This is a genomic window from Tsukamurella paurometabola DSM 20162, assembly GCF_000092225.1.
Lineage (GTDB): Bacteria > Actinomycetota > Actinomycetes > Mycobacteriales > Mycobacteriaceae > Tsukamurella > Tsukamurella paurometabola.
Map to the genome: position 1 here is coordinate 241476 of NC_014158.1, position 17802 is coordinate 259277.

Annotated in this window: 14 protein-coding genes, 1 tRNA gene and 2 pseudogenes; 10 read left to right on the forward strand and 7 right to left on the reverse strand. The window is 61.3% G+C overall.

Annotated features, from left to right (window positions below):
- Nucleotides 1-7 precede the first annotated feature (7 nt).
- From TPAU_RS01145 to TPAU_RS22790, 3 genes and pseudogenes are all read right to left on the reverse strand, one after another.
- Nucleotides 8-382, reverse strand: a complete 375-nt coding sequence (locus TPAU_RS01145) for a type II toxin-antitoxin system Phd/YefM family antitoxin (RefSeq protein ID WP_160160289.1) — start codon at nucleotides 380-382, stop codon at nucleotides 8-10.
- Nucleotides 383-491: 109 nt separating this feature from the next.
- Nucleotides 492-1415 (reverse strand): formylglycine-generating enzyme family protein, encoded by a 924-nt coding sequence (locus tag TPAU_RS01150; protein WP_425358575.1) that lies wholly within the window; start codon nucleotides 1413-1415, stop codon nucleotides 492-494.
- Between the two features lie 330 nt (nucleotides 1416-1745).
- Nucleotides 1746-2938: pseudogene (locus TPAU_RS22790) on the reverse strand (IS3 family transposase).
- Between the two features lie 52 nt (nucleotides 2939-2990).
- On the opposite strand from TPAU_RS22790, the pseudogene TPAU_RS23355 reads away from it, so the two are divergent.
- From TPAU_RS23355 to TPAU_RS01210, 10 genes and pseudogenes are all read left to right on the forward strand, one after another.
- Nucleotides 2991-3278: pseudogene (locus TPAU_RS23355) on the forward strand (DUF1348 family protein); the annotation flags it as partial.
- Nucleotides 3279-4572: 1294 nt separating this feature from the next.
- Nucleotides 4573-7323 (forward strand): polymorphic toxin type 15 domain-containing protein, encoded by a 2751-nt coding sequence (locus tag TPAU_RS22150; protein WP_086012685.1) that lies wholly within the window; start codon nucleotides 4573-4575, stop codon nucleotides 7321-7323.
- Nucleotides 7316-7951, forward strand: coding sequence for a GAD-like domain-containing protein (locus tag TPAU_RS01180; protein WP_013124941.1), 636 nt, complete (start codon nucleotides 7316-7318; stop codon nucleotides 7949-7951). The genes TPAU_RS22150 and TPAU_RS01180 overlap by 8 nt, the downstream gene beginning before the upstream one ends.
- Nucleotides 7952-8044: 93 nt before the next feature.
- Nucleotides 8045-8680: a GAD-like domain-containing protein gene (locus TPAU_RS01185; RefSeq protein ID WP_013124942.1), complete on the forward strand. Its 636-nt coding sequence runs from the start codon at nucleotides 8045-8047 to the stop codon at nucleotides 8678-8680.
- Nucleotides 8681-8729: 49 nt separating this feature from the next.
- A complete protein-coding gene (locus tag TPAU_RS22795; protein WP_147291130.1) occupies nucleotides 8730-9014 on the forward strand; it encodes a hypothetical protein in 285 nt (94 codons plus the stop codon).
- Nucleotides 9015-9793: 779 nt separating this feature from the next.
- Nucleotides 9794-10069 carry a type II toxin-antitoxin system Phd/YefM family antitoxin gene (locus TPAU_RS01190; protein ID WP_013124943.1) on the forward strand — a complete coding sequence of 92 codons (276 nt, stop codon included), beginning with the start codon at nucleotides 9794-9796 and terminating at the stop codon, nucleotides 10067-10069.
- Nucleotides 10066-10359 carry a type II toxin-antitoxin system RelE family toxin gene (locus TPAU_RS01195; RefSeq protein WP_013124944.1) on the forward strand — a complete coding sequence of 98 codons (294 nt, stop codon included), beginning with the start codon at nucleotides 10066-10068 and terminating at the stop codon, nucleotides 10357-10359. The genes TPAU_RS01190 and TPAU_RS01195 overlap by 4 nt, the downstream gene beginning before the upstream one ends.
- 244 nt (nucleotides 10360-10603) lie before the next feature.
- Nucleotides 10604-10939 (forward strand): histone-like nucleoid-structuring protein Lsr2, encoded by a 336-nt coding sequence (locus TPAU_RS01200; protein ID WP_013124945.1) that lies wholly within the window; start codon nucleotides 10604-10606, stop codon nucleotides 10937-10939.
- A gap of 295 nt (nucleotides 10940-11234) precedes the next feature.
- Nucleotides 11235-11468, forward strand: coding sequence for a hypothetical protein (locus TPAU_RS01205; protein WP_013124947.1), 234 nt, complete (start codon nucleotides 11235-11237; stop codon nucleotides 11466-11468).
- A gap of 48 nt (nucleotides 11469-11516) precedes the next feature.
- Nucleotides 11517-11590 (forward strand) — tRNA-Ile (locus tag TPAU_RS01210).
- 179 nt (nucleotides 11591-11769) lie between these two features.
- On the opposite strand, the gene TPAU_RS01215 is transcribed toward TPAU_RS01210, so the two are convergent.
- The 4 genes from TPAU_RS01215 to lanKC form a co-directional block, all read right to left on the reverse strand.
- Nucleotides 11770-11949: an antitoxin gene (locus TPAU_RS01215; protein ID WP_013124948.1), complete on the reverse strand. Its 180-nt coding sequence runs from the start codon at nucleotides 11947-11949 to the stop codon at nucleotides 11770-11772.
- A gap of 311 nt (nucleotides 11950-12260) precedes the next feature.
- The gene (locus TPAU_RS01220) at nucleotides 12261-14072 is read right to left on the reverse strand and encodes an ABC transporter permease (protein ID WP_041944217.1); all 1812 of its coding nucleotides are present in this window, start codon (nucleotides 14070-14072) and stop codon (nucleotides 12261-12263) included.
- Between the two features lie 118 nt (nucleotides 14073-14190).
- Nucleotides 14191-14997: an ABC transporter ATP-binding protein gene (locus tag TPAU_RS01225; RefSeq protein WP_049825737.1), complete on the reverse strand. Its 807-nt coding sequence runs from the start codon at nucleotides 14995-14997 to the stop codon at nucleotides 14191-14193.
- 94 nt (nucleotides 14998-15091) lie between these two features.
- The gene (lanKC, locus tag TPAU_RS22155) at nucleotides 15092-17782 is read right to left on the reverse strand and encodes a class III lanthionine synthetase LanKC (protein WP_013124951.1); all 2691 of its coding nucleotides are present in this window, start codon (nucleotides 17780-17782) and stop codon (nucleotides 15092-15094) included.
- Between the last annotated feature and the right edge of the window lie 20 nt (nucleotides 17783-17802).

Consider the following 17802-nt stretch of genomic DNA (forward strand, 5'->3'; position numbering starts at 1 on the left):
GCTGGCTCTATGCGCGCCGGTTCAACGAAGCGACCAGATCTTCGATCGCGTTGGTTGCACGGGAGGTCGTGGCGGCACGCACGGAGTCACTCTGATCCGCCGCTGTTGCGAGCCGCTTCGACGCCTTATCCGTGGCCTCTGCGAGTTCGAGGATTGCAGTACGTACCCCATTGACGCCTGTCATCAACGCTTCGAACTGATCATCAGTCATCTCAATCTCACTTTCCCGTGCCAGTAAGCCTTCGAGCAGATCCAGTGGACCGACCCACGCAACAGGCCGTCCCTGCCGCACGACTTCAACCAGAGCGCCGTCTACCGCCCGCGCGAGGATCTCACTTGGGCGGCGATTGAACTCCGTCGCTGTCACCGTCTCTCGGTCCATGCCCAGCAGCATAGCACCATAACAACTCATTGGTAACTACAATCTAGATAGAAGTAGTTACCCGCCGCTGTATGCGGTCACGTGCTGCGGCGGAGTGCCTTACGGTTCTCTACATGGGGGCTGTGGTGCGGAATCCGATGTGGCTGGTGCTGGTATGTGGGGTGGCGTGGGTGCGGGCGCTGTTGCGGTAGCGGTTGCAGTAGCTGTCGTGGCAGAGGTAGCTGCCGCCGCGGAGCATGAAGTCGTCGCGGTCGGTGTCGCCGGGGGAGCGGGGGTCGACGGCGGTCCCGGCGGGCCCGAGGGTGGTGGCGGCTCGTTGGGCGTACAGGCCTGGTACGTAGGCGTCGGCGGTCCATTCCCAGACGTTGCCTACGCTGTGGTAGATGCCGATGTCGTTGGGCGGTAGGGATGTCACGGGCATCGTGCCTACTGGTGTGGTCGGCTGGTCGGGGAAGGCGCCGCGGAAGATGTTGACTTTCAGTGGTTCGCCGTCGATGGGGGGTTGACCGCCCCACGGGTAGGTTTCGCCGAGAATTGTTCCGCGTGCAGCGCATTCCCACTGTGCTTCGGTCGGCAACGTTCGGTTGGCCCAGGCGCAGTAGGCGAGGGCGTCGAAGTAGGAGATGTGTACGACGGGGTGGTCGGGGCGGTTCTCGGCGGTGCTTCCCGCACCGAAGGGGTTGCGCCAGTACGCGTCTTCGACGGTTCGCCACCACCACGCCTGCGGGTCTGGCACGTCGAGCACTGTGGCGGAGGGGGCGACCTGTGAGTAGAAGACCGTCGACGAGCCTCGCTGCTGCGCGGTGGTGCGGTATCCGGTGGCATCGACGAACCGGGCGAACTGCGCGTTGGTGACCGTTGTCGCGTCGATGCTGTATGCGCTCACACCCACCGGGTGCGCGGGCCCCTCCTCGTCCGCGGCGATTCCCGCCCCGGTGAAATCGCCCATCAAAAACGGTTTAGGGCCGATACTGACCTGCCGACTATCGTGCACCGCGTGGGCGGTCTGCGCCGCTGCCGGAGTCGGCACCACACTTCGGCGTGCCTGGGCCGCTACGGTCTCGTCCGGGGCAGCAGCGTGCCGACCACCGCCCACATCACCAGCGCTCGTGCGGGGGGCGTTGGCAGTGGTTCCGCAGCACGAGGACTTCTGCTCGTCGGTCATTTCTTTTGGTTCCTCTCTTCCCGGTCTTCCCGGCGCGTGCAGATGCAGGACGAGACTCGGTTAGACCTTCGGGATATTTGCGGGCACACAGATCGGATTGATCCGTGGCGCCGACCCTGGGCGGCCGCTCTGCTGCCAATGCTGCTGTACCAGGCTCTGATACACACGGGCCTGCTGCACGGGTAGGTGACAAGTTGGTCAGGCCGCGTGTGGCGCGGCCGGGTTCATGGTGGACTCGAATGCGATGGGTGTCAATCGTCCAAGGCGGCGTTGTCGGCGCCGGCGGTGGTAGGTCCGTTCGATCCAGGTGATGATCGCGGTCCGCAGTTCCTGCCGGGTGGCCCAGCAGTGGCGGTCGAGGACGTTGTTCTGCAGCAGGCTGAAGAACGACTCCATCGCGGCATTGTCGCCGCAGGAGGCGACTCGGCCCATTGATCCGCGTAGTCCGTGATATTCCAAGGCACGTCGGAATTTTCGGCTCCGGAATTGCGATCCTCTGTCACTATGAACTATGCATCCGGTGACATCACCGCGCATCGCGACAGCGTTGTTGAGGGCGTTGACGGCGAGCCGGGCCTTCATCCTCGAGTCGACGGAGTAGCCGACGATCCGCCCGGAGTAGGCATCTTTGATCGCACACAGATACAGCTTCCCTTCCCGAGCCCTGTGTTCAGTGATATCTGTGAGCCACAACCGATTCGGTGCATCTGCGGTGAACCGGTGACGAGTCCTGCCGTGCTCGTCGGTGACGGTGCATAGATCGTCGTGGACCGCGGGCCCGGGTTTGCCGCCCTTGCTCGAGCGTTTCTTTCCGAAGACGCTCCACCACCGGTTGTCGCGGCAGATCCGCCACGCAGTGCGGTCCGCCATAGGCTCACCGGCAGCGCGGGCCTCGTCTGCGAGTAACCGGTGACCGAACTCCGGATCATCAACGCTGGCGTCGAACAGGGCGTTCGCGCGATACGCCTAGACCAGCTCCGTCGCGGGGACCGGGGCGGCGAGCCAACGGTAGTAAGGCTGACGGGAGAGCTTCAAAACCCGGCACGACACCGTGACGGGAACACCGTCGTCGGCGAGCTCTTTCACGAGCGGGTACATCATTTTCCCGGCAGGTTCGCCTGCGACAGATACGCAGCCGCACGACGCAGGACCTCATTCTCCTGCTCAAGGAGCCGAATCCGCTTACGCATTTGCCTCTCGGTCGCCGACTGCGCCGCACTGCTCCCGGACTTGGAGCCGGCCTCGACATCGGCGGTCTTCACCCAGTTCATCAGGCACGACTCGCTAATGCCGAAGTCGGCAGCGATCTGCTTGAGACGGACTCCCGGCTCACGATTACGCGCGACACGGACCACATCGTCGCGGAACTCCTTCGGATACGGCTTAGGCACAGTGCACATCCTTCCAGCGGCACCCCTCGGCACCACAGATCAGATGTCACCTACCCGTGCAGCAGGCCCCGAGCAGGGATACGCCCTGCGCAAGAACCTCTGGTCCGACACCGGCAACCGGATCGCGGTGCGGTTCGAGTACGAGTGGCACGACGAGAGCGGGCAGTGGTGGCGCAGCTACGGAAACGAGCTGTGGGAATTCACCGAACAAGGGCTCATGTCCCGCCGCGAAGCCAGCATCAAAGACCTGCCGATCAGCGGGGACGACCGGCGAATCCACGGCAGCCGACGAGGTTCGGAGCAGCAGCAGATACAACGTGAGAAAGAACGCATGTCATAATATTGAACTTTTCCCAGAACAGCTAGGTCGCTGACGCCTTTTTTGGTGGTGATTGCGGCGAGGAGTGGTTGAAGCTTGCTGTGGACGGGGCGGCAGTGGTGGGCGATACTTCTGAGCGAAGCTATGGAACTGCCGGTGCTCGCTGGTGGGTGGCTCTGACGGAGGATAAGAGCTGATGACGGTTCCTGCCGTGTATTCGGTCGTGTTGGCTGTGGTGTGTTGTGTTGTGGTGGGGCGGGTTTGGCTCCGCGATAGGGCTGTGTTCGGCTCCCTGCTCCGCCGCCGGACTGCATCTGGTGCTAAACCGGGGCAAGCTCCACGGGCTCGTATTGACGGTGTGGGTGGTCGGGGGAGTGGTCGTGGTGTGCATCCGCTCGTCGTGGGTGTTGCGCGGGGTGTTGTTGGTGTGGTGGTTTTCGGCGGGGCGTTGGTAGCGGCTGCGTTGTTGCCGTCGTCTCCGTCGGCGTCTGCGGCGGTCCCTGATGGCGACACCTCGTCCACATCGTCCGAATCCGCATCATCTGGATCGTCTGGATCGTCGGGTTCGGCATCATCGGAATCCAAGCCGTCGGAATCTCGGTCGTCGGCATCGCCGGGCTCTGGGTCGGATGCGTCTTCGTCAGCGCCTTCCGAGTCCGGTTCGTCGGGGTCTGATTCGTCGGGTACCTCTTCTGGTTCGGCTTCACCTGGTTCATCTTCGTCTGTTGGTTCTTCGTCGGGTTCGACGCCGAGCGAGAACCCTGATCGTTCTACTAGCGGTGGGGCGTCGGGGGCTTCGACGGGGAAGTCGGGGGATGCCGGGGAGTCGGGGGGCGATTCGGCAGCACCAACCGCCTCTGCATCACACGGCTCCACATCCACCGGCTCTGCGGCGGCTTCGTCGTCGGGGGGCACGTCGTCGTCGGCGGTTGCGCCGGGTGTTGTCGTAGATCGCCCGAGGACGCAGGATTCCCAGTCACCGGCACCGGCACCGGCTGCGGGGGCGTCGTCTTCCTCGTCGCCGGCATCACCTTCTTCGACGCCTTCTTTCTCTTCGTCTACGTCTTCGGCGGCGTCGTCTTTGGTGTCTGCTGTGGGTGCGTCGTTGTCTGGTGCGGCGGGGCGGTCGGCGGTGGTTCCGGTGGTGGTGCCGGCGGGTGTGAGTTTTGATTTTCGGCCGGGTCCGGATGGGTACTTGGTGTTCCGGTTGCCGGGTTCGGTGGTTGCTGATGCGGTAGCGGGTTCTGCGGCTGCGGCACAACTCGGGCTCGGCGTGCAGTCGCCACCAGGGGTGGGGGCGGGGTCGAATACGTTCGTGTTCGTGCCGTCGGCGTCGTCGCCGTTGGATTATCAGTTCCCGGTTGATGTCGGGGTGGGGCAGAAGCTGGTTGCCCGTTCTGATGGGTCGGTGGATGTGGTTGATCTCTCTGGTGCGGTGGTGCAAACCATTGGTGTGCCGTGGGCGGTTGATGCGCAGGGCCGTCAGCACTCGACCTGGTACACCATTGATGAGAACAGTCCAGGGACTCTGACGCAGCACATCCGCCCCGACGTCGATGCCCGGTACCCGTTGTTGGCTGATCCGAGTAGTTTGCCTGGGCATCCTGAGCCGTTGCCGGAGGCTCCTCCGGCGGGGCCGTTGCAGCCCTCTCCGCAACCCAGCAGTGGAGGGAGCACAGGTGGCGGTTGGTCCGGAACGGGCTCAGGTTCAGGCTCCGGGGCGGGGTCGTCGGGGTCGTCGGGTTCAAGTCGCGGCAGCGGCAGCGGTGGTAGCGGAAACGGCGGCGGCGGGGCAGCGCCTCCGGATGATGGCACGTCGACCGATCCAGGGTTTTCCCGCGACTACGACCTCAGCCACAATCCCGGCGGAGCGTCAACGCCTGGGTTTGGTGGCGCGAAGATCGACAACGGGTCCGGTCCCCGTCAAGCCCCCGGATCGTATGACTGGGATGTGCCGAAGTTCGACTACTCCGTGCCTGCTCCGGCAAAGGGCGAGTATGCGTTTTCGTTGTTTGGGCTTTTCTCGATCAACCCGTTCAGCGGTAACACTTCGGTGCTCGGGATCAAGTTCAACCTGTGGGATACCGTCGGGAACATCGCAGGTGGCGTGGGTAAAGCGATCGACGGCGTGGGTAAGGCCATCGATGGGATTGTGAGCCCGAAGCCGAAAGATGATGGAAAGCCTGCTATTCCCGGCACGACACCGCAGCCATTTGCGCAGGTTGTTGTTGGTGCGGCCGCGTTCATTTTGCTGTTTGGGGCGATCTACTTCGCAACGCTTCCCCCGCAGCAGCGGCAGGACTTGATCCGTCGTGGCACCGAGCCTCTTAACCAGTGGTGGAACAACGCGCGCGACCGTATCCACGACCTGCTGAATCCGGCGGAACCTGAGGCGAAAACCCCTACCATCGGCGGCGAGGTCAAGCCCCCCGCGCAGGGCGCCACCGAGCCTCCGCACACAACGCCGAATCCGGTACCGAGCAACCCGGTCTCGCCTGTAACCCCGGACCTTCCTGCGGCCCCGTTTACCACCCCCGGTGGGAATGGCACCGGGGCCGGCACTGTTGGCACTCCCACCCGCCCCGGCACGCAGATACCGGCCGTGCCTGCCGGCAATCCTGGTATCAGCACACCCGCCCCCGGCGGTGGCCAGGACGACCCCAACAACGACGACGATGACGGTCCGGACAAGAACCCGGACAAGGACACCGACCACCAGAGCTACCCCGCTGGCGGCATCATCGGCGCCGGCCTCGGCGGAGCAAGCATCGAAACCCCCGGCCTGCCCACCACCCCGGGAACGAACCCGCCCGAACCCAACAACGGCACCCCGGGAACAACGACGCCGCTCGACCCTGACCATCACCTCGACCCGAACAAGCCGGACAAAGCCACACCAGTCGAGATCAAACCGGAGCCGACCGCCCCGAAGAACCCGATCCTCGGCCTCGCCGAAAACATCCTCGGATTCTTCTTCCCCAAGCCCAAACCTGCTATTCCCGAACCCTCCACCCCGGAGCATCCCGGCGGCACCACCACCGGAACCGGCACCAACAACAACAGCAGCAAGGGTGACGGCGGCGATAGCGGTGATGGTGGCGGTGACAGCGCCGCCAACTCTGGCAACACCGGCGCTACGACCCCCAGCACCCCTGCTACAAGCAACGGAGAGGGGCCAGGCAGCAACGGCTCGTCGAGCACCCACGAGCCCCCTGCCAGCACCCCCACGGCTGGATACCCGGTCGACACCCTCGCCAAGCTCGCCACGTCCGAGGTGTACGGCCCGGAACTCGAAGCCGTAGTCGCAGCGCTACAAAAAGAAGCAACAGGCCCAACGGTCAGCGATGTTCAAGCTGCGCAGAAACGCCTCATCGAACAAGGGAATCAAGCGCCCGCTGTAGATGCAATGGTCAACATTGTCGCTTCCATGCTCGCCGCCCGGGACAAGCAGGAACTTGCCGCCGCTCAACAGCACCTCGAAGACATCGCAGCAAAACTCGGCGTACCCGTCGCAAACCTTCCCAAAACCGACGACATGTACCTATTCCCCATGTCAGCCGCGCCCACCAACCCCACACACTCACCCTACGAACGCATCCGAGAACTCCTCACCCAAATCACATGGCACAACAGCCAAACCGTTCAAGAGGCATACGACCAAGCAAAGAACCGAACGTACTCCAGTGCTGAAGCTGAGCAAGCAAGAAAGGACTTCCGTGATCAGCTGCGAACGAGCGGATATGAAGCTCTCCTAGAGATGGGATATCGGCCAGATGCCGCAGATTCGCTATCGAAATCAATCGCTGAACAGTTGATGAAGAAGTTGGTGGTTACCCATAATCCGGATAGGATTGTTGGCGGGCGGTCTGATAAGATGGTGACGTTCGGTGATTCGCGGACGAACAGCTCGATCGGGAACGCTAACCAGCGTGGGGCGGCGGCGTATCTAGCCTGGCTGGAAGTGCAAATGAAGAAAAATCCCGACGCGATCGTCCGATTCGACTTCGTTGAACCCGACGATCCGGAGACTCCCTCAACTACACCACCCGGCGGTACTGATGACTGACGACCACTTCGAGCTTTTCCTCCGCGATGTTCCGCTCACCACTGCTGGGCCGGCCTGCACGCAGCAGCATCTCGACACCTACCGCGGTGTACTGCCTAACCCCTTGCTGTCCTACTGGCAGGAATACGGCTTCTCCGGCTTCGGCGACGGCATCGTCTGGCTCACCGATCCTCTCGAGTGGCAAGCAACCACCACCCTCATCACCGCCGGCATCACACACCGCCCCCTCGGCACCGACGCCACCTACATCCCCATCCTCCGCACCGCCTTCGGTAAGATATGGTTCTGGACGCCCGGATTCGGTCGATCCCTGACAATTACCCCAGCCGTCGGAACGGCGAGCTGCATCATTCAATCAGCCCCGCGCGACCTTAGCCTTCAAGCAACATTCGCGACAGGAGATCGTGAAAGGTATGATTTTGATCCGAAAGGTTTTCCTGGCGGGTTGTTCGAGCAGGTGTTGACGCGGTGCGGGCCGCTCACCGTTGATCAGGTGTATCACTTCACTCCGTCGATAGTCAGTGATGATGATCCGGTCGACATCAGCACTGCTCAAGTTGCAAATATTCACGAATGGCTCGCGGCAGTGAAAACAGAAGTTGGCGACTGGTCGACCTTCTACATCTAACTCTCCCATACTGATAGTGGCGGATTGTCCGTTTCGACTTCGTTGAACCCGACGATCCGGAGACTCCCTCCACTACATCACCTGGCGGTACTGATGACTGACGAGCACTTCGAGCTTTTCCTCCGTGATGTTCCGCTCACCACTGCTGGGCCGGCCTGCACGCAGCAGCATCTCGACACCTACCGCGGTGTACTGCCTAACCCCTTGCTGTCCTACTGGCAGGAATACGGCTTCTCCGGCTTCGGCGACGGCATCGTCTGGCTCACCGATCCTCTCGAGTGGCAAGCAACCACCACCCTCATCACCGCCGGCATCACACACCGCCCCCTCGGCACCGACGCCACCTACATCCCCATCCTGCGCACCGCCTTCGGCGAAGTATGGTTTTGGACGCCCGGATTCGGGAAATCGCTAGTCGTTGCTCCGGTTAATGCTACGGCAGTTTGTACAGGACTATCCCGCCCGAATGATCTGAGCCTCCAGTCGATATTCGCGATGGGCAGTCCGTCGAGATATGACTTTAAACCGTTGGGGTTTCCTGACGGTGTGTTCACCCGGGTCCTAGCGCAGTGCGGGAAGCTTGATTTCGATCAGGTATATCACTTCAACCCGTCTGTGATTCATGATGAGGACTCCGTCGATATCGGCACTGCCGAGGTAGCAGATATTCACCCGTGGCTCGCTGAAGTTAAGGACTCTGTCGGCGAATGGCCGACGGCTTATATCTGATATTCTAGTGGTGTCTCTATTTCAGGATGGGAGTGGTGTCAATATGGCAATGGACGAGGTTGATCCGCGCAATCAACGAAGCTGTGTAGACCGTGAACAGGGGCAGGACGCGTCAGAAATTCATCCCCAACTCGACGAGGGCAGTCGTGAAAGAACGCCGCTGACACCAGGGGAAGCAGGAGTCGTTCTTCAAGTTGGAGCTGTGAATTGGATGGCAATGACCCCAGAAGAGCGCGCCGCGGCAGTGGAAAAGACTGAAGCCGATTTAGCTAACTGGTTGGAAGCTGCTCGCGCCCGAATATTTTCGCGTTCTCCAGTACTCGATGACCAGTAGCAGTTTACGACTTCGAATCGTTTCATCTTTTTCTTCCGAGTCCCTCACGAAGCTATGGATTTAGTTCATGAACCTACGGAGACAGTGTGAAAGTCAGTACTTCCGATTTTTTGGGTGTCAGCAGTCGTCGCTGCCGACGTAGGCGCAAAGATTGAGTCGGGAAATAACCGTCGGGGATATCGCCTACCTCAACGTCTAGCTAATTAACCACTCTTTCTTGAGTGGTGCGGAGATGAAACAGTGAATTGGGAATTATTGAACCTGGTCTTAGCGGTCTCTGCCCTATGTTGGATTTTGGTGTGGGCTGTAGTGCGTGATCGGCTGGGATCGACGTACTCGCGTAACTCGCGTGTTGCTGTGATCGGCTCCATGGGTGGCGGATTGTTGACCTGCGTATTGGGCGTCACGTTTATCTTAATGGCCCTCATAAACAATCGACCACACCGGACGTTCGAAATTTCGGTAGGGGTGATCGTCATAATCTTAGGTTTTTGGATGCTTACGGCTCGTAAGAAAAGGTTCGGTAAGGATCGTCTATAGGACACCCTGAACGCTGACCCGTTTCCCCTGGTGGTAGGTATCTTAGAACCCGTGTCCGGATGGGTGTCGCGTGCTCGGTAGTCGTTGAGACATGCTGCTGGCGGTGATGAAGGCTGTGGCGTCGGCATGGAGGGGGCTTCCGCACTTTCTGCGACCTGACATGGTTTAATTGACATAATAATTATTATCGGCTAATAGTGTGGCTAGTTTGAGGCCGGTTGTTGGGCTATCATGAGTCTATGACGACCGTGCCGCTCGGCGAAGCCAAGGACCGCCTGTCCGCGCTGGTCGACAGTGCGGAATCGACCCATGACATCATCACCATCACCCGACACGGCCGCGCGGCCGCGGTGCTGATGTCCGCCGATGATCTGGAGTCGATGCAGGAGACGATCTTCTGGCTCTCGCGCCCCGGCACAGCCGCCGCGATCGCCGAAGCCGAACACGACGCCGCTGCCGGCACCGCCAGCTCCGGAAACGACCTGCGGGCCGAGTTCGGCCTAACGCCGCGGTGACCGAGGACCAATCGGCTAGCGCGCATCTCTATGAGATAGCTGCCGGCCCGGCAGCCCGTCGCGCCCTACGCCGACTACCGACCAAGGTCGCCGCAGCGATCGTAGAGTTCATCACCGGCCCACTCGCGGACAATCCGCACCGGCTCAGCAAACCGCTGCGCAACGAATACGACGGCTACCGCAGCGCCCGCCGCGGCGACTACCGCGTCCTGCTACGCGTCGATAACAGCACTCGAAGGGTGCTCATCATCGACATCGATCACCGTGCACACATCTACCGACCTCGGTAGGCATTCATACATACTGTGTGAACACGCCAGATAGGAGCCGTCACAGTTCGCGGAATCCTTATTGCCGCTAACAGGCACCTAGCGGACTACGCCACCGCCAACCTTCCAGGCACGGCCATGCGCGGCTACCCCGACGATCCCACGACAGAATCCCATAGACGCCCGATACGCCAGTGAGCCTAGAAAGGAAATTCGCTGGAGCCAGTTGTCACAATATTCAGCGGCGGCTTGATAAGGTTGCTGCATGGCTCGCACAGTGACAGTAACTTTGACCGACGATATCGAACCCGAATACGAAGCCGACGAAACGGTAGTGTTCGCCCTCGATGGCGTGGAATACGAGATCGATCTCGCGTCGGTGAACGCGGACAAGCTCCGCGCAGCGCTAGGCACCTACATCGAAGCGGGCCGGCGGGTGGGTGGCCGCGCCAAACGAGGTGCTAAGCCGGGTTCGCGGGCATCGATCGATCGGGAGCAGAGTAAGGCGATCCGAGCGTGGGCCAACGCCAACGGGTACGAAGTCAGCTCCCGCGGGCGCATTCCGCAGGAGATCATCGACGCCTACAACAGCAAGGCGTAAACGACGCCACAGCTGGTGGCGCGGCATTTCAGGTAGGGCGATATCCCCACACCAGTACGGACACCATCGCCTTAACCACACCAACAGAGGCAGCGGCAGCCACCCGCTGAGGAGCATCCGCGCTATGTGGCGGCTGGTTTTATCGGCGGCGGCCGAGAAGAAAGCCTGCCAGCAGGCCGAGGAGTCCTCCGCCGAGTCCGCCTCGACGCCGGACTTTGTGGTGCCCCATGACGCGATCCCCTTATTTCTTCTACGGTGAGCATAAGCGCGGTGGCGCTTCGATAGTCTGGTCGCTATGGCGATTACGCGGCATACGGAGCGGTTCGCGCAGCTGGCGGAGCAGGTGCAGGCTGCGGCCCGGTTCCGTGGGATCGAGGTCCAGTCGGCGGTGGTCGATCAGCTTCTCAATGCCGAGATTGAGCGGGTCGCGGAGTTGATGGGGATCGAGCCGCGGACGGCGCTGTTGTACACGCCGGATGATTTCCCGGGGACGCTGGCGGGTGCGATCGCCGCGACGCACGAACGGTAGCCAGACGATCGTCGAAAGACCCTGCGGGACATGTGGTTTTGGTGTCGAGGGGTAGTAGCTCAGTTGGTTAGAGCCGCGGACTCATAATCCGCTGGTCGCGGGTTCGAGCCCCGCCTACCCCACCGCCCCGCCCCACCCCGCCTGCGGTGGCGGGGGGCGGGGGCGGTGAGTTTATCGGCGTCGGCGGCCGAGAAGAAAACCTGCGAGCAGGCCGAGGAGCCCTCCGCCGAATCCGCTGCGTCGGTGGCCTTTGTGGTGTCCCATAACACGCCTCTCTCTGTTCTCTCTGTTGATCTGGCTACTACTGCTGAGGGTGTGGGCGTCGGGTGGCCCACCGGTTGGCGGCCGTGGTGGCGGTGCTGATCTGGCTGGCGAACCGGCCGCCGGTGCGGTCATTGACTGCGGCGGCGGCTTTGTCGATGAGCTGCGGGTTGGCCTGGAGCTTGTCTTTGGCGGTAGCGAGGAGTGCGGTGATGCTCATACCCCAACCTTACCGACACATGCGTATATATGCATATCATTGATGGGCGCTGGCTCGGTTAGTTGTGACCGTCGCAGACGAATGCCGTGGCGAGGATTTGTGGGTGCCAGATCGTGGCGCGTTTCGTCCGGTTGGCAGACCGAATAGGTGCGCGATAACACAGAGACGATGTCATCACGTGGATTATCGGCAAAACGGACGCACTGCTTAAGACACGTCCTGATCTGCGGTGATACCGGTCACCGTGCGTACTCTGATTCGGACAGATGTCCGGTTCTACTTAGCTGTCCGAGGGGTGGCAGCTCGGGAGCTTAGTCAGCGACTACAGACATCGGGATTTGCGTGTGATGAGTGCGCCCCTTGGGTGCTCGCCACCCGATTACCATGCTTGCCAGCGTTATTAGTGAGATAGAAAGTGCCGTTGCCGCCACTGGAGCGATGGGCAGTGCTATCGGTATGCCGTATCCGATACCGTGCACTATCCGCTGTTCGGAGTAGATGGTCAGGATCAGTGGGACGGCGGCGGTGATCAGCGCGCCTGCAATTGAAGTCGCAGCGATGACAGCGAACACGGCCGCTGTGTCGGACCGGGTGAGCCCGATCTGCTGTAATGTGAGGCGACCTGGTAGCAGTTCTCGGCGAATATTCATGACCACACCGAGAAGCGCGATCGCGCACAGTAATATCGGTACGGCAACTATAGCGGTGATGCCCGCTGCTTGGCTGCGCTGGTTCTCCTTGATTTGGTCCTCGACCCATTGCCGAGTAGTTACTGCCGGGCCATCAGCAGGGGTGGGGTAGAAGACGAAACCGGGAGTGTCGGGCGAATCAGGAAAGGTGGCGTCAACAACGAGGTACCGGTAGCGGAGGTACCGGTTTTCCGAGACCTTGCCGACTACGCGAACTGTTACTTCCTGCCTGTCGGGTGAGACCCAACGGTGTGTGTCGCCGACAGTGTCGTTGGGGTCTCCTGATAGCACGCGAAGGGAGCTTCGGTCTTGCTCGCTTGCGGTTATCAGTGCTAGCGGAGCGGCAGGGCTGATGCCGGGGAAGATCGTGGCCAGGTTCTCGGGGTGCGTGATGCGAAACAGTGATATGACGGTCGGCCGCTGTCCTGGCACGGTCCAGCGCGAGTCTCCGCGCACGCCGACACTGTGGGGGTCGGCGGTGGCCGAGACGTTCCAGCCACGGTCCGGGTGTGCAGATGTATCCAGCACGGACTCGGCTGCAACAGATTTGAGCTTGTCGTACTCGCTGGCGCTGCGACCGGTCTGAGCGAGTGAAAAGATTACTGCGACCACGGTAATCGCGAGCGTGATGGGGATGGCGATTCGTGCCGAGCGGCTTGCTCCTGTCGCCGACCAACGGCCACCGATCCGTAAGTAGCTACTGAGCCGGTCGGGAACCATCGCGCCATGGGAGATCGCGGTTGTGATCGCGGCGAACGTATAGGTCACAGCTGGCGTCAGCAGTGCCGCCCCGATCACACCGAGCAGGGCGCCCCCGAATGGGACGCTGTTGATCGCACTTTCCGTTGGCGGAACAAGCGCCGCCAACGCCGCTGCCCCTGCTAGAAACACTACTGCCAAAGCGAAAGGCACAGGCCGTATGCTGCGACGCCGCCGGGCCCGCTGCTGCGTTTTCTCGTCGGCGTGCGTCATCACATCGCGGTACCCCGACCGGGAACCGACCATGGCCGCAATCGTCACTAGCACGAAGACCAGCGCAACAGCGGAGGTCCTCGGCCCGACGGCAATAGTTTGCGGGGCGAGGTCGTAGTAGGCCAGCATCACGCGGGTAGGCGGCGCGAGCAGTGTCCCAATGCCGGCGCCGACCGCTGCGCCGATCGCGGTGAACACTGCGCATTCGAGAAGAAAAATCATCCCTGCACGCCGCGGGGTCGCTCCGAGGATGCGGTACACCGCCAGGGCATCGCGCCGCGCGTTTGCCACTGACCCGACCAACGCGTGAATCACCATCGCCGCAGATACCAAAGACACGACCGCCATGACAGCCGCGAACGATGTGAGTCCGTCCGCTGCGACGAGATCCTTGGCGTACCTGTTGATGTCCGGGGCTTCGGGAACCGACGATGTGTCACTCGCGGCCAAGAAGATGGTCACAGCATTCGCGCCTGCGAGGGCGCACACACCGCTAGCTATGCACACCCAGCGGTAGGTGGAGGCGTTGCCGCGGAAAGCAACTCGTATCCAAAAAAGCACGTATGCCTCCTAATTGCGGCTACAGGGCGATAACACGCCGGGCGATCTCCTCCGCGGAGGGCGAGGACAACTCTCCAACGATCCTGCCGTCGGAGAGAAAGACCACCCGGCTGGTGTTCGCAGCAACGATGGGATCGTGGGTAGCTACAACCATCGCACTGCCGGCTGCAACAACGTCCTTAAACAGTGAGGTGACATTCGCTGCGTTCGTCGAATCCAGTGCACCCGTCGGCTCGTCCGCGAACACTATCGTGGGCTTGCTCATCAAGGAGCGGGCGATGGCGACACGCTGCGCCTCGCCGCCCGAAAGGTCTTCGACCAGACGCGACCCCATCGCCGCCAGTCCTACCGTCTCTAGCGCAGCGGTCTTCTCGGCGGACGTGTAGCGCCGCCCGCGGATGCGCCCGGCAACATCGAGATTGTCGGCGACACTGAGATTCTCGATAAGGTTCAAGCCCTGGAATATGAAACCCACGGGTCCACGGCGGACCAGTGCCCGCCCCTTCTCCCCTAGGTCGTCTATGCGGGTGCCAGCCACAGAAACCGATCCCGCCGTCGGCTGCAGGAGCCCACCACCAAGCTTGAGCAGCGAACTCTTGCCGGAGCCAGACCGGCCCATGACCGCAACTGACTCCCCTGCCCTGACAGTAAGGTTCACGTCCTTGACGATCGTTGACGACGGATGGCCGGCAGCGTAGGTCAACCCGCAGATCTGCAATACGGCAGCACCACTTGATTGCACATTGGGGGAGACTTGGTAGGTCACGGACTTCAGAAGCAGCCAGCGCTCGATGTGCTCCAGCTTTGGTGGCACCCCGAACTCCACGTTGACCAACTGCTGCGCGAGGTGTCGCTCTCGGCGTAGTCGAGCTTCTGCAGATCTAGGATGTGCGTCATATGAACCTCCAGGTTGTGTGTAACTAGTTGATGGTGATCGGTTGGCTTGTTCTAGGCGACAACAGACGATGTGGATTCGCTACAGGAAGCCAATCCAATAGATGCGACGAGTCAGCTAGCGCGGGCAGCAGACCAGCAGCACCGTGTGCGTAGTCCACCGCCAGACGCCGTCCTCCGTCGCCGGAGGACAAAAGACCGCTGGGGCTGTGAAACAGGAAAGGTGCCAGCAATTCAAGCGGATTCATAGCTGTTCGCGGCGGGCCCAGTAGCTCGGTGAACATCCGTTCTGCGACGAGTAAGCCGGACATGCCTTTGAGCAGGCCTGGGTACAGGCAAGACCGAACGTGACAGGCTCGCCGAACCCGATGCAGAACATGCACATGGTCCGCGGTCAACGGTTCGCCCGTCAACTGATGCATGACAGCGACAGCAACACCCACCCCCGCCGACCCGCTGCCCAGATACGGATACAGGGCACCACGCGACCGCACGTGCAGCGAGCCGTCCGGAGCCTCAACCAGAGTATCGACCGCCGCATCGACAAGCGTCCGGCCGGACGAGCGCAGCGCGGCCGCATCCACCCCAGGGCACAGAGACAGCAACAACAGGCCCACCGCCAGCCCGGCCATCCCATCGAACAACCCTGGGGAGCCATTCAATGCTCGCTCCACAGCAGGGCCGGCAGTCAGAGTATCCGCTAGTTCCGCGATTTCGGACGCGATGGAACTGTCGCCGCCGCTCTGGCAGATCGAGGCCACTGCGGCCGCTATTCCGCCCGCACCGTCGGCCAGCCCGTAGCGTCCGGAGCGTCGGGCCGCGCCGGCGCACCCCGATACGAGCGCGCTCACAGACTCCCGTGGTGCGCCGAGCTCCCACAGCGCGCAGGCCATTCCGGTTCGGCCCGTCAGCAATGAAAAATCTTCCGAAGACTGGTACAGCGCCTGGAACTGATCGAGCTCCGCTACGAACACGCGACGCTGCCGCACGCACGGAGCCTGTCGGTTGAGCATAAGCATCACACCGGCAGCGCCATGTCCAACAGACGCAAGTCCGAGTGCGGTGCCGTACATCGCCGGCGACCCCGGGTAGACACAATCGTCTCGACTCGCGGTGCGGGATCGAAGAATGCCCGTGACAAGGTCTGCGCGAACCTCCTTAGAGTTGGAGCACGACGGCAGCCACGCCGAACGCACAGCCGCCGCCCGCGCACGCGCAACAGATCGCTGGAGTGGCGAGCCGAAAATAGCGTCAATACGTTCGATCGCCTCAACGCTCTGTGTGCCGAATACGTCACGAATGTATTTCTTCTGCCCGTCCCAAAGCGTATCGCTTACTGAGGATAGCGGAGTCACGGGGTGGAACATATGAACGATCGACCTGACAACGGCATACCCGTCCCGTTGCTGCGCGCTGAACTCGTCGTCGATCCCAGATACGAAACCCGGCGTGCCGATAAATCGAGCTGGCGGCGGCGACCCAGTATCGTTGAAAATCGAATGTGCGAGCTCAAGATCTATGAGCGTGACACGCAAGGAGGCGTTCGGTAGCTCAGGATCATAGTCAACGAAAATATTGCGCGGCTGTACATCTACAAGCGCATACCCCCTACGGTGGGCTTCGCGAACCGCCTCACTGACTTGGTTGGCGATACTCAATGCCTCGCACACGTAATCGTCGACAGAGGCAGTCGTAGGATACGGAAAATTCCGTGCCACCCAGTCGTAGAGAGTGTTCCCGTCAACGAAGTCGATCTGAACAAACCGATGCCCACCTGCCTGAAACGTCCTTTGCGCATCGACGATTCCGGGCACAGACCGAAGCGCGACAAGTGCATTGTACTCCACCAGTAGACGATCTGCGGCATCATTGCCAGTCGCCGGATCAACCGCAACGTGCGGACGACCTTCCTTCAGCACAACATTGGTATCCGGCGCGTCCCTGTGTCTCGCCAAGTAAACGCCGCCGGAGTTTGCGAAATGCATCGCCGAGATGACTTCGTACGGAAAGTCATGCCCTGTAATCAGAGAGACACCACCAACGCGGGAATCCACAATATCCCGCAAAAATTCAGGGATTTTAGAGCGCGACGGTGGCATGAAATACGGGACACGATGATCGGGCACATCGCGCGACTCGTCATCGCGGATAACCGCCACCGACTCCCCATCAATAACGGCCGTTCGCGAACGGAATCCCCCATATCGCAGAAACACAGGACTATCGCGCCAGCGAATATCGGATAGTATGTATGGCCCCACAAAGCTCGCCAACTGATCCTCAAGTTCGACCAGCAGCGATTCAAGCTCCACATCTTCTTGGCGAGGGTATATGGTAATAAATTTCCCTGATCCGCCACGATCCGCGTACTTGGCGTTGCTCCGGACGACTGCGGCCATGTCAGGAAGGTGCTTGAAAGGTAAGCCGCGGCGAAGACAGACATCGGCCACCCGTGCAAGCACCTGAGCAGCCTGACTCGGAACCGTACTGACGTGAATCTTCCACCCCTGATCAGGAAGACGAGCATCCGGCGGAACATAGTTCATCCAGCCGTTGACCAGCACCGATGTCCATTCATCACTGCATGGAATCGAAAACCGATTCGCGCTCACGTCCCCATCACGGCCACCGCGCAAGTACAGAGGAAGTTCGTAGAAGAAGTAGCCGCGGGAGTCAATACAACAGTCCTCCGGTGCAATGGATCTTGACAGCACCACCTAGCCCCCTCCAACTGCTG

Coding starts and splice junctions, on each gene's coding strand:
- TPAU_RS01200 (WP_013124945.1), top strand. CDS start 10,604: ATGGCTCGCACAGTGACAGTAACTTTGACCGACGATATCGAACCCGAA.
- TPAU_RS01215 (WP_013124948.1), bottom strand. CDS start 11,949: ATGAGCATCACCGCACTCCTCGCTACCGCCAAAGACAAGCTCCAGGCC.
- TPAU_RS01185 (WP_013124942.1), top strand. CDS start 8,045: ATGACTGACGAGCACTTCGAGCTTTTCCTCCGTGATGTTCCGCTCACC.
- TPAU_RS01205 (WP_013124947.1), top strand. CDS start 11,235: ATGGCGATTACGCGGCATACGGAGCGGTTCGCGCAGCTGGCGGAGCAG.
- TPAU_RS01145 (WP_160160289.1), bottom strand. CDS start 382: ATGGACCGAGAGACGGTGACAGCGACGGAGTTCAATCGCCGCCCAAGT.
- TPAU_RS22795 (WP_147291130.1), top strand. CDS start 8,730: ATGGACGAGGTTGATCCGCGCAATCAACGAAGCTGTGTAGACCGTGAA.
- TPAU_RS01180 (WP_013124941.1), top strand. CDS start 7,316: ATGACTGACGACCACTTCGAGCTTTTCCTCCGCGATGTTCCGCTCACC.
- TPAU_RS01190 (WP_013124943.1), top strand. CDS start 9,794: ATGACGACCGTGCCGCTCGGCGAAGCCAAGGACCGCCTGTCCGCGCTG.